This is a genomic window from Nocardia sp. Tas62D01, from assembly GCF_055232035.1.
In genome coordinates, this window is the sequence record NZ_JBUYUZ010000001.1 from 5,638,678 (window position 1) to 5,650,685 (window position 12,008).

Consider the following 12,008-nt stretch of genomic DNA (forward strand, 5'->3'; position numbering starts at 1 on the left):
AATCCCCGGCTAGCGACTCATTTTCTATCGTGCCGCTATATAACGTCACATTAATCGACGGTTCGATAGATGTCTAGAGTTTTGTCGCTGGCGGGAAGGCGGCGCGGCGAGTCGAAACGGTCAGCGCTGGTGTCGTCGGAGAATCCGCAGGAAACGGTGGGAACCGGACCGGGGTCTCGCGCGTCGAAGGATGACAACAGGGGATGCTGTGCCGAGCGTGCGAGGAGGGGATATGGATCGTTGTCCGGGGTGTCATACCGCGTGGCGTCAGGGCATCGGCTCGCGATCGCGGATACGGGAGCCGCGGCCCGAGGAGCCATGCGAGCGGTATCCGTCGCGGCGTCGGATGCCGCGGCCGGAGCCCGAATCAGAGTGAGACTGCGCGCATCAGAGTGAGAATGTGGGGGTTGCGCTGGCAGTGGGACGGCTCTGGCGCCGCGCCGGTCAGCGCACCGCCGCCGCAGCGACGACCATATTGCGTAGCGACGCTTCGACCTCGACCGGTCCGCGGGTCTTCAGGCCGCAGTCGGGATTGACCCAGAGCCGTCCGGCGGGGACGGCTTTCAGTGCGGCCCGCAGTGACCTGGTGATCTCCTCGACGCTCGGCACCCTGGGGGAGTGGATGTCGTAGACGCCGGGACCAACACCCAGACCGAAGCCCGCCGCGTTGAGATCGTCGAGCACCTCCATATGCGAGCGGGCCGCCTCGATCGATGTCACGTCGGCGTCCAGACCGGCGATGGCGCCGATAACCTCACCGAACTCCGAATAGCAAAGGTGGGTGTGGATTTGGGTGGCGTCCGAGACCCCGGAGGTCGCCAGGCGGAAGGCGTGCACGGACCAGTCCAGGTACTCTGGCTTATCCGCCGCGCGCAGGGGGAGTAGTTCGCGCAGCGCCGGTTCGTCGACCTGGACGATGCGGATGCCCGCGGCCTGCAGGTCCACCGTTTCGTCCCGGATCGCCAGCGCCACCTGCCGTGCCGAATCCGCGAGCGGTTGGTCGTCGCGGACGAACGACCAGGCCAGAATCGTCACCGGGCCGGTAAGCATGCCCTTGACCGGCTTGTCGGTGCGCGATTGGGCATAGGTGATCCAATCGACGGTCATCGGATTGTGCCGTGCCACATCGCCGTACAGGATCGGCGGCCGCACGCAGCGGGTGCCGTAGGACTGCACCCAACCCGCCTCGGTGGCGGCGAAGCCGTCGAGTTGTTCGGCGAAATACTGCACCATGTCGTTGCGTTCCGGCTCGCCGTGCACCAGCACGTCCAGGCCCAGCTTCTCCTGCAGCGCAATGACATCCGCGATTTCCGCATGCATCCTGCGGACGTACTCGGCCTGATCGATCTCACCCTTGCGCACCGCTGCGCGGGCCCGGCGGATCGCCGAGGTCTGTGGGTACGAACCGATCGTCGTGGTCGGCAGTGCGGGCAATCGCAGGCGTTCGGCCTGCAGTGTGCGTCGCTCGTCCGCGGGCGCGCGCCTCGTCGCCTCCGGACCGAGCGCGTTGAGCCTGGCCCGCACCTGCGGGTTGTGCAGGCGGGGATCGGTGCGCCTGGTCGCCAAAGCCGCACGGGTGGTGGCTAATGCGTCGGTGATCGCCTCCGGGCCTTCGTGCAGCCTGGTCGCAAGCAGTCGCACCTCGGCGACCTTCTCGGCGCCGAACGCCAGCCACGAGCGCAGTTGCTCGTCGATGCCGGTTTCAAGCTTCAGGGTGTAGGGCACGTGCAGCAGCGAGCAGGAACTCGACACGGCCACCGGCCCCGCGCTACCCAGCAGCGTGCCGAGCGTGGCCAGGGCCTGATCCAGGTTGGCGCGCCACACATTTCGTCCGTCGACCACACCCGCGACCAGCAGCTTGCTCGCCAATGCCGGTACCGCAACGATCTCCGAGAAATCGGTCGGCACGGTGAAATCCAGTGCGACACCTTCGATGTCGGTGCCAGCCAGTGCGGTCAGTGCGGCGCCAGGCCGTCCGAAGTAGGTGGCGACCAGGATCGCCGGACGATCCGTCGCCGCCGACAGTTCGGCGTAAGTGTGCCGCACCAGGTCGATCTCGTCGTCGGTCAGGTCGGTGACGACGATGGGCTCGTCCAACTGCACCCACTCGGTCCCCGCCGCGGCGAGCAGCCGCAGCAGCTCACGATAGAGCGGAACGAGTTCGCCGAGACGATCCAGCGCCGCCACTCCGGTCGCCTTCGCCAGTTTCAGGAAAGTGACCGGGCCGACCACCACCGGTCGAGCGGGGACACCGAGTGCGAGCGCCTCACGCAGCTCGTCGATCACTTTCTCCGGGTGCAGTGAAAATGTTGTTTCCGAGTCGATTTCGGGCACGAGGTAGTGGTAGTTGGTGTCGAACCACTTGGTCATCTCCAGCGGTTCGACCGTGTCGGTGCCGCGCGCGGCCGCGAAATAGCGGTCGAGCGGCTCGGCGATCCCGGCCACCCGGGGCGGCAGCGCACCGAGCAGTTCGGCGGTGTCGAGCACCTGGTCGTAGTAGGAGAAGGTGCCGACCGGAATCGAATCGAGCCCGGCGGCCTTTAGTTCGGTGAGCTGGGAGCGTCGCAGGTCGCGCGCGACGGCGTGCAGGTGTTCGGCGTCGATACGCCCGGCCCAGTAGGACTCGGTGGCGCGCTTGAGCTCACGGTGCGGCCCCACCCGCGGGAGACCGAGAACCGTTGCGGTGAACGGTGTGTGATCCGAAACAGTCACGATGTTTCTCCAGTGCTGAGTTCGAGGGTCATCGCCATACGAGCTCGCGGAAACCAAGTGACACGCCGGAAAACCGACAGGAGCCCGACACGTCAGCACTGGTGGTCCGCGCGCCCAATCCACGAGGCGGTGGCCGCCGGATACGGCGTACCCGACACGGCTGGCAGGTCTTCGGACTTGCGGGCACGGGCCTTCTGGCCCACCCCGGCCTGCGCCGGGGCTCACCTACTGGCCGTCGCTTCCCAAATCGCGGACTGGTCGGCCCATCGAACTCAGTGGGTGTGACGGCGGTCGTTCCTGCATACCGTTGCGAAACAGTCCCGGATTCTCACCGGATTCCCTCTCGCCCGCCCCGCCCAGCACGGACGAAGCGAACTCGGCTCCGGATACGCGACGTCGCGGCTCCATCTCGCCTGCGCACCGGCGAACCAGCTGCAACTCGAGCATACCTTTCGCCGCACCGGCGACCGGGCCGCTCGGTGAGATGTATCGGCGCCGTAAACGGAACTTCGCAAGCCTGCTAGGTCCGGTTGTGAAGATGGTTGCGAAGGGACCTTCCGTGTCGGAAGCGCATTCGGGGCCGGTACCTTAGGCCAATGTTCTCGAAAGTCTTGGTTGCCAACCGCGGCGAGATCGCGATACGTGCCTTCCGCGCGGCCTATGAACTCGGGATCGGTACGGTCGCTGTCTTCCCCTACGAGGACCGCAATTCGGTCCACCGGTTGAAGGCGGCCGAGTCCTACCAGATCGGCGAAAAGGGTCACCCGGTCCGCGCGTACCTGTCCATCGACGCCATCATCGAGGCCGCGAAGCTGGCCGGTGCCGACGCCATCTACCCCGGCTACGGCTTTCTGTCCGAGAACCCGGATCTGGCCGCGGCGTGCGCTCGCGGGGGCATCACCTTCGTCGGCCCGTCCGCCGAGGTGCTCGAACTGGCGGGCAACAAGGCTAGGGCCATCGCGGCGGCCAAGGCTGCCGGGCTGCCGGTACTGCGGTCCAGCGAGCCCTCGGCCGACGTCGAAGAGCTGCTCGCGGCCTCCGAGCAGTTGGCGTACCCGATCTTCGTCAAGGCGGTGGCCGGTGGTGGCGGGCGCGGTATGCGCCGGGTCGCTGATGCCGAACACCTGCGCGAGTCGATCGAGGCGGCGTCCAGGGAAGCCGAGTCGTCCTTCGGCGATCCGACGGTGTTCCTCGAGCAGGCCGTGGTGAACCCGCGCCACATCGAGGTGCAGATCCTGGCCGACCAGCATGGCAATGTGATGCACCTGTTCGAGCGGGACTGTTCGCTGCAGCGCCGCCACCAGAAGGTGATCGAGCTCGCGCCCGCGCCGAACCTGGATCCCGCACTGCGCGAACGGATTTGCGCCGATGCGGTGGCCTTTGCCGAGCGGATCGGCTACAGCTGTGCCGGCACTGTGGAGTTCCTGCTCGATGAACGCGGCAATCACGTCTTCATCGAGATGAACCCGCGCATCCAGGTCGAGCACACGGTGACCGAGGAGATCACCGATGTGGACCTGGTGCAGGCGCAGCTGCGTATCGCGGCGGGCGAGACGCTCGAAGAGCTGGGGCTGAGCCAGGAAACGGTGACGATTCGCGGTGCGGCGCTGCAGTGCCGCATCACCACCGAGGACCCGGCCAACGGTTTCCGCCCCGATACCGGCCGCATCACCGCCTACCGCACCCCCGGCGGTGCCGGCATCCGCCTCGACGGCGGCGCGAACCTGGGCGCCGAGGTCGGCGCCTACTTCGATTCCATGCTGGTGAAGCTCACCTGCCGCGGCCGTGACTTCGAGGCCGCGGTGGCCCGCGCCCGCCGCGCGGTGGCGGAGTTCCGGATCCGCGGCGTGGCCACCAACATTCCGTTCCTGCAGGCCGTGCTCGACGATCCCGATTTCCGCGCGGGCCGGGTCACCACCTCGTTCATCGAGGAACGTCCGCAGCTGCTCACCCTGCGCGAGTCGGCCGACCGCGGCACCAAGATCCTCAACTACCTGGCCGACATCACCGTGAACAAGCCGCACGGCGAGCGGCCGACCACGGTGTACCCGCACGACAAGCTGCCCGCCATCGATCTGACCGTGCCGGCGCCCGCCGGTTCGCGGCAGCGGCTGCTTGCGCTGGGCCCTGAGGGTTTCGCGCGGGCGCTGCGCGAACAGAAGGCGGTCGGCGTCACCGACACCACCTTCCGCGACGCTCATCAGTCGCTGCTGGCCACCCGGGTGCGCACCAACGGCTTGCTCGCGGTCGCCGGGCACGTCGCGCGGCTGACCCCCGAGCTGCTGTCCATCGAGGCATGGGGCGGTGCGACTTACGATGTGGCGCTTCGTTTTCTGTTCGAGGACCCGTGGGAGCGGCTGGCCGCACTGCGCGAGGCGGTGCCCAATATCTGCCTGCAGATGCTGCTGCGCGGCCGCAATACCGTCGGCTACATGCCGTACCCGGAGCAGGTGACGCGCGCGTTCGTGCAGGAAGCGACCGACACCGGCGTCGATATCTTCCGCATCTTCGACGCGCTCAACAACGTCGATCAGATGCGTCCCGCCATCGACGCGGTGCGCGAAACCGGAACGGCCATCGCGGAAGTCGCGATGAGCTACACCGGTGACCTGTCCAACCCGGACGAAACCCTCTACACGCTTGACTATTACCTCGAGCTGGCCGAGCAGATCGTGGACGCGGGCGCGCACGTGCTCGCCATCAAGGACATGGCCGGCCTGCTTCGCGCTCCGGCCGCCGCGACCCTGGTCACCGCGCTGCGCAACAACTTCGACCTGCCGGTGCACGTGCACACCCACGACACCCCGGGCGGACAGTTGGCCACCTACCTCGCCGCATGGCAGGCCGGCGCCGACGCGGTCGACGGCGCGAGTGCCGCCATGGCGGGCGCCACCAGTCAGCCCGCGCTGTCGGCGATCGTCGCGGCCGCGGCGCACAGCGAGTTCGACACCGGATTGAGCCTGCGGAATGTCTGCGATCTGGAGCCGTACTGGGAGGCGTTGCGAAAGGTATACGCGCCCTTCGAATCCGGGCTGCCTGCGCCGACCGGACGCGTGTACACCCATGAGATTCCCGGCGGCCAGCTGTCGAACCTGCGCCAGCAGGCGATCGCGCTCGGGCTCGGCGACCGGTTCGAAGAGATCGAGGCGAAATACGCAGCGGCGGACCGACTTCTGGGTCGGCTGGTCAAGGTGACACCCTCGTCCAAGGTGGTCGGTGACCTGGCGCTGGCGCTCGTCGGGACCGGCGTCGACATCGAGGACTTCACCGCCGATCCCGGCCGCTACGACATCCCCGATTCGGTAATCGGTTTCCTGCGTGGCGAACTCGGCACGCCGGCGGGCGGTTGGCCGGAACCGTTCCGCAGCCGGGCACTCGCGGGACGCGGCCCCGCGAAACCGGAAACCGCGCTGACCGCCGAGGACGAGGCTGGGCTCGCCGGTTCCTCGCAGCAGCGGCGCGACACGTTGAACCGATTGCTGTTCCCCGCCCCGACCGTCGAATTCGTCGCCCACCGTGAGAAATACGGCGATACCTCCGGGCTCTCGGCCAACCAGTTCTTCTACGGCCTGCGCCGTGGCGATGAACATCGCGTGCAGTTGGAGAAGGGCGTCACCCTGCTCATCGGCCTGGAGGCCATCTCCGAGCCCGACGAGCGTGGTATGCGCACGGTGATGTGCATTCTCAACGGTCAGCTGCGTCCGGTCGCGGTCCGTGACCGGTCCATCGCCAGCGAGATCCCGGCCGCGGAGAAGGCGGACAAGTCCAACCCGGGCCACATCGCCGCGCCGTTTGCCGGCGTGGTGACACTGGCTGTGTCGGAAGGCGATTCGATCGCGACGGGCGACACCATCGGCACCATCGAGGCGATGAAGATGGAGGCCGCGATCACCGCGCCGCGCGCCGGCACCGTCGGCCGGGTCGCGATCGGCCGGGTCCAGCAGGTCGAGGGCGGCGACCTGCTGGTCGAACTAACGGTGCGCGAGTCAGCGGCCGAATGACGCGGATCGTCGCGGGGACCGCGGGCGGGCGGCGGCTACGGGTGCCGCCCGCTGGCACCAGGCCCACTTCCGATCGCGTGCGCGAGGCGCTGTTCAGCGCGCTGGACGCCAGGATCGACTTCGACGGTGTCCGCGTGCTCGACCTCTATGCCGGGTCGGGCGCGCTCGGCCTGGAAGCGCTGTCGCGCGGGGCCGCACATGCGCTGCTGATCGAATCCGACCGCGCGGCCGCCGCGATCGTGCGCGGCAATATCGCCGACCTCGGGCTGCCCGGCGCGGAAGTGCGGATGGGGACTGTGGCTTCGGTGTTGGAGCGAGCCGGGGCGGGCGAATTCGATGTGGTGTTCTCCGACCCGCCCTATGACGTCGACCCGGCCGCGGTGACGGCTGATCTGCGGGCCTTGAGCGAGCGCGGCTGGCTCGCGCCGGACGCCATCGTGGTGGTGGAGCGCTCCATTCGCTCGCCCGAGATCGATTGGCCCGCAGGCTATGTCGCGGCCAAGCCGCGTAAGTACGGTGAGACCCGAATCGAGCTCGCCGAGTTCACCGCTGTCGCAACGGCGGGATGACGGATGTCGCCTGCTAGCGTTTGACGCATGGCAGGAGTGTTGTGCCCGGGCTCGTTCGACCCGGTGACCAATGGACACATCGACGTCTTCAACCGGGTCTCGGCCCAGTTCGACGAGGTCGTGGTGACCGTCATGATCAACAAGAGCAAGCAGGGCATGTTCAGCGTTGAAGAGCGCATGGAGATGCTGCGCGAGGCCACCGCGCACCTGCCCAATATCCGGGTGGAGTCCTGGTACGGCCTGCTCGTGGATTTCGCTCGGGAGCAGGGCATCAGCGCGATCGTCAAGGGTCTGCGTGACGCGGGCGACTTCGGCTACGAACTACAGATGGCCCAGATGCACAAGCACCTGTCCGGAGTGGACACCTTCTTCATCGCCACCAACCCCGCCTTCAGCTTCCTATCCAGCTCTCTGGTCAAGGAGGTCGCGACCTTCGGTGGCGATGTCACCGACATGCTCCCGCCCTCGGTACACAAGCGCCTGCTGGACCGTCTCGCGGAACGCCGCGGATAACTACCCCGGACGCGATTCCGCCCCGGCTCCAAAACTCCGGGACCGGGGCGGATTCGTGTGGGCTGATACCGAAGGATTTAGAAGACCAGGCCACGCAGGGCCAGGAAGCGCATGCCGCCGACCGCCGCGGTGATGGCGAGGATGGCGGTCGCCTCCGCGACCCCGCCGATGCCGGGGGTCCACACATCGAGCGCGGCCAGTCCCGCGGTGGTGATGCCGAGGCCGATCAGCGCAAGGCCGCCGCCTTCCCACTGTGCGGTGAACCAGCCGACCCGGCCGGACGCGTGGAAGGTGAGCTGACGGTGCAGCTCATTGGCGATCACGGTGCTGACGATCGATCCGACGACGTTGGCGATCAGCGGGCCGATGCCGTGCATGGCGAAGAACAGCAGGACGTAGGCGATATTGCTGGAGCTACCGACAAGTGCGAAACGGATCAACTGAGCAAACGCGCGGTCGCCGCGCAGGTACCCCATGAGCTGTTCGATCCTGGCCGCCGATGGCGCGCGCAGCACCGGGTACGGGCCAGCCCAGGGGGTGTAGATGCTGGCGGCCACCGGTCGCGGTGCTTCGAGAACAGTCATTGTCTTTCCGATCGAACACGAGTTCAACAGTCGGCTTCTGGACGTCCGCCTGGCGGGCCTCCTCCTGTCCCACAGTCCCGGTAGGGGCCTGGGATTCGCTTATGAAGGTCTTGTTCCGAACCTTCTGGATAAATGTAACACCAAGTGGAGGTAGATCCTCCACTTGATTTTTGTGGTGTACGAGACACTGGCGCGACACACCGGAGGATGACTCGGCACGAGCCGTGACGGGGGGCACACTGGGCCTCGGTGGAAAGTTCGCCGTAGGTCCGCAGGAGAGTGGGGTAGTGAGCATGTATCGCGTATTCGAAGCACTCGACGAGCTGGTTGCCATCGTCGAAGAGGCGCGCGGCATCCCGCCGACCCGCAGCTGCATCGTGCCGCGGGGCGAGGTGCTCGAACTGCTGGACGACGTGCGTGACGCGTTGCCCGGCGAGCTCGACGACGCCCAAGACGTGCTCGACCATCGCGACAAGATCGTCTCGGACGCCCGCTCGGCCGCCGAGACGACGGTGACCAGCGCCAACGAACAGGCACACCAGACCGTCGGATCCGCGCGCGACGAGGCCGACCGGATCCTCGCCGACGCCAAGGCCCATGCCGACCGCATGGTGGCCGAGGCGAGCGCGCACGCCGACCATCTGGTCAGCACCGCGCAGGCAGAGGCCGACCGCGTCGTCGCCGACGGCAATGCCGAATTCGAGGCTGTCACCGGCCGCGCCCGCACCGAATCCGAGCGGATGATCGAGGCGGGCCAGGCATCCTACGACCGCTCCGTCGCCGACGGGCTGGCCGAGCAGGCCCGCCTGGTCGCGCAGACCGAGGTGGTGCGCGCCGCTCACGCCGAGTCGGCGCGGGTGATCGACGCGGCGCACGCCGAGGCTGACCGTATGCGCGAGGAGTGCGACCAGTACGTCGACAGCAAGCTCGCCGAGTTCGAGGAGACCCTCGACAGCACCCTGCGGACCGTTGGCCGGGGCCGTCACCAACTGCGTTCGGGTGCGGGAGCGCCGGACTACGCCGCCGACTATCGCCGGTAGACGCGCTTCGCCGATCCGCGGCGATGCCGCTCGCGTTTTGGGGGTTCGCCATGGCCTCGCGTATTGTGGTGTGGTTGCCCATTTCCCTTCGAATACGTGAGTGAGTTCGTGATGCCCGCCGGTTCCGGTTCTGCCTCGCGTCCTGGTGCGGCCGCCCGCCGCAATCCGGACGCGTTCTTCGTGCTGGACACCCGCAGCCTGGGCCGTCGCCCCGGCACCATGCAGGAGGTGCGTCGCGCGGTCGCCACCAAGGATCGAATGGGGCTGGATCTGATCGCGATTCCGGCAGGCTCCGAGGTCGAGCTCGATGTGCAGCTACAGGCGGTGTCCGAGGGTGTGCTGGTCACCGGAACGGTGACCGCGCCGACGGCAGGCGAATGCGGGCGTTGCCTCGACCCGTTCACCGGCGAGGTCGAACTGAACCTCACGGAGCTGTTCGCTTACCCCGACAGCGCCACGGAGCAGACCACCGAGGACGACGAGATCCACCGCCTTGTCGACGACACGATCGACCTGGAACCGGTGATCATCGACGCCATCGGCCTGGAGCTTCCGCTGCAGCCGCTGTGCTCGCCGGACTGCGCCGGACTGTGCCCGGAATGCGGTGTACGGATGGCGATTGCGGGTTCCGGCCATGGGCATGAGATACTTGACCCTCGCTGGGCCGGGTTGGCGAACTTTGCCACCGAGTCGCCCGGCAGCGGCAGCCCCGATTCGGGTGCGGCCAACCCAGACCATTAAGACCGAGACCCGTGCTGCCGACTGGCAAGCAACAGGACAAGAGGAGATGTAGTCGTGGCCGTTCCCAAGCGCCGGATGTCCCGTTCCAACACCAGGTCGCGGCGCAGTCAGTGGAAGGCCACCGCGCCGACCCTGATCACGTGCCCGAACCGCGCCTGCGGCGAGAAGACGCTGCCACACATCGCGTGCCCCTCCTGTGGCACCTACAAGGGCCGCCAGGTCACCGCTGCTGTCTGATCGTTCGACCTGTCGTATAGACGTGACCGCCAGTAAGGACGAATCCGGCCCGTCCGTTGACCATGACCGGCTGCTCGCCGCGCTCGGCGTGGATGTGCAGCCGGATTTGCTGCGCCTCGCGCTGACGCACCGGTCGTATGCCTATGAAAACGGCGGGCTGCCGACCAATGAGCGTCTGGAATTCCTCGGCGACTCGGTCCTCGGCCTGAGCATCACCGAGCGGCTGTACCGTGAGCACCCGGAGAAGTCCGAGGGCGAACTGGCCAAGCTGCGGGCGAGTGTGGTGAACATGCATGCGCTCGCCGAGGTGGCGCGCGGGCTCGGCGAGGGCGGCCTCGGCGACCACCTGCTGCTCGGCAAGGGCGAGGAGCTCACCGGCGGCCGGGACAAGCCGAGCATCCTCGCCGATGGCATGGAATCGCTGCTCGGTGCGGTGCACTTGGAGCACGGCATCGACGTGGCCCGCGGTGTGGTGCTGCGACTGTTCGCGGACCTGCTCGAACGCGGTCCCCGGATGGGGGCGGGCCTCGACTGGAAGACCAGCCTGCAGGAGCTCACCGCCGAACGTGGACTCGGCGTGCCCAGCTACGTCATCACCTCGACGGGCCCCGACCACGACAAGGAATTCACCGCGACCACGGTGATCGGTGGCCGCCCCTACGGTTCCGGTATCGGCCGCTCCAAGAAGGAAGCCGAACAGAAGGCCGCGGGCGCCGCCTATCAGGCGCTGACCGCCGAAGCCTGACGTGCCCGAACTCCCCGAGGTCGAGGTGGTCCGTCGCGGACTTGCCGAACATGTGGCCGGCCATGTCATCGAGTCGGTGGCGGTGACCCATCCTCGGTCGGTGCGCAGGCATCTCGAGGGTGCCGCCGATCTGGCGGCCCGGATGACCGGGCTACGGGTGGCCGCGGCGCAACGGCGCGGCAAGTACCTGTGGCTCACCTTCGACGATCCCGACACCTCACTGGTCGTGCACCTGGGGATGAGCGGGCAGATGCTGGTGCAGCCCGCCGACGCCCCGGTGGAGAAGCACGCGCACATTCTCGCCACCCTCGACGACGGCACCCAGCTGCGTTTCATCGATCAGCGCACCTTCGGCGGCTGGGCGCTCGCGCCGCTCGTCGCGGTCGACGGCGCCCTGCTGCCCGAGCCGGTCGCGCATATCGCCCGTGATCCGCTGGATCCGCTCTTCGACGCCGAGTCGGTGGTGGCCGCGCTGCGCGGCAAACAGTCCGAGATCAAGCGTGTGCTGCTGGATCAGTCCGTGATCTCCGGTATCGGCAACATCTACGCCGATGAATCCCTGTGGCGCGCGAAGATCCATGGCAACCGGCTCGCGGCCGGGCTCACCCGCCCCGCCCTGAGGACCCTGCTCGGCGAGGTCGGCGTGGTGATGAGCGAGGCCCTCGCCGCGGGCGGCACCTCGTTCGACGCGCTGTATGTCAACGTGAACGGCCAATCCGGCTACTTCGAGCGCTTCCTGGCAGTCTACGGTCGTGAGGACGAGCCGTGCCGCCGCTGCGGCGCGCCGATCCGTCGCGAGCGCTTCATGAACCGTTCGTCGTACTCTTGCCCTCGCTGCCAGCCGAAGCCCCGCCTGCACTAGACCC

Annotated in this window: 10 protein-coding genes and 1 riboswitch; of the genes, 8 read left to right on the forward strand and 2 right to left on the reverse strand. The window is 67.6% G+C overall.

Annotated features, from left to right (window positions below; translation table 11 throughout):
• Positions 1 to 444: 444 nt before the first annotated feature.
• Positions 445 to 2,712: a 5-methyltetrahydropteroyltriglutamate--homocysteine S-methyltransferase gene (gene metE / locus ACV7NQ_RS26720; protein WP_463362143.1), complete on the reverse strand. Its 2,268-nt coding sequence runs from the start codon at positions 2,710 to 2,712 to the stop codon at positions 445 to 447.
• 145 nt (positions 2,713 to 2,857) lie between these two features.
• Positions 2,858 to 3,099, reverse strand: a riboswitch (cobalamin riboswitch).
• 209 nt (positions 3,100 to 3,308) lie between these two features.
• On the opposite strand from metE, the gene ACV7NQ_RS26725 reads away from it, so the two are divergent.
• Genes ACV7NQ_RS26725 through coaD form a run of 3 tightly spaced genes read left to right on the forward strand, consistent with a single transcriptional unit; the run spans position 3,309 to position 7,795 of the window.
• Positions 3,309 to 6,713, forward strand: coding sequence for a pyruvate carboxylase (locus ACV7NQ_RS26725; protein ID WP_463362144.1), 3,405 nt, complete (start codon positions 3,309 to 3,311; stop codon positions 6,711 to 6,713).
• Entirely contained in the window at positions 6,710 to 7,282 is a 573-nt protein-coding gene (gene rsmD, locus ACV7NQ_RS26730; protein WP_463362145.1) for a 16S rRNA (guanine(966)-N(2))-methyltransferase RsmD, read from the forward strand. The genes ACV7NQ_RS26725 and rsmD overlap by 4 nt, the downstream gene beginning before the upstream one ends.
• A 27-nt stretch (positions 7,283 to 7,309) precedes the next feature.
• The gene (gene coaD / locus ACV7NQ_RS26735) at positions 7,310 to 7,795 is read left to right on the forward strand and encodes a pantetheine-phosphate adenylyltransferase (RefSeq protein WP_463362146.1); all 486 of its coding nucleotides are present in this window, start codon (positions 7,310 to 7,312) and stop codon (positions 7,793 to 7,795) included.
• 77 nt (positions 7,796 to 7,872) lie between these two features.
• On the opposite strand, the gene ACV7NQ_RS26740 is transcribed toward coaD, so the two are convergent.
• Positions 7,873 to 8,379, reverse strand: a complete 507-nt coding sequence (locus tag ACV7NQ_RS26740) for a GtrA family protein (protein ID WP_463362147.1) — start codon at positions 8,377 to 8,379, stop codon at positions 7,873 to 7,875.
• A 293-nt stretch (positions 8,380 to 8,672) separates the two neighbouring features.
• On the opposite strand from ACV7NQ_RS26740, the gene ACV7NQ_RS26745 reads away from it, so the two are divergent.
• The 5 genes from ACV7NQ_RS26745 to mutM all read left to right on the forward strand — a co-directional run bounded on the left by ACV7NQ_RS26745 (position 8,673) and on the right by mutM (position 12,004).
• Positions 8,673 to 9,419: a DivIVA domain-containing protein gene (locus ACV7NQ_RS26745; protein WP_463365827.1), complete on the forward strand. Its 747-nt coding sequence runs from the start codon at positions 8,673 to 8,675 to the stop codon at positions 9,417 to 9,419.
• Positions 9,420 to 9,530: 111 nt separating this feature from the next.
• The gene (locus ACV7NQ_RS26750; protein WP_463362148.1) at positions 9,531 to 10,160 is read left to right on the forward strand and encodes a YceD family protein; all 630 of its coding nucleotides are present in this window, start codon (positions 9,531 to 9,533) and stop codon (positions 10,158 to 10,160) included.
• A gap of 54 nt (positions 10,161 to 10,214) precedes the next feature.
• Positions 10,215 to 10,397, forward strand: a complete 183-nt coding sequence (gene rpmF, locus ACV7NQ_RS26755) for a 50S ribosomal protein L32 (protein ID WP_014987105.1) — start codon at positions 10,215 to 10,217, stop codon at positions 10,395 to 10,397.
• Between the two features lie 22 nt (positions 10,398 to 10,419).
• A complete protein-coding gene (rnc, locus tag ACV7NQ_RS26760) occupies positions 10,420 to 11,142 on the forward strand; it encodes a ribonuclease III (RefSeq protein ID WP_463362149.1) in 723 nt (240 codons plus the stop codon).
• A gap of 1 nt (position 11,143) precedes the next feature.
• Positions 11,144 to 12,004, forward strand: a complete 861-nt coding sequence (mutM, locus tag ACV7NQ_RS26765) for a bifunctional DNA-formamidopyrimidine glycosylase/DNA-(apurinic or apyrimidinic site) lyase (RefSeq protein WP_463362150.1) — start codon at positions 11,144 to 11,146, stop codon at positions 12,002 to 12,004.
• Positions 12,005 to 12,008 lie beyond the last annotated feature (4 nt).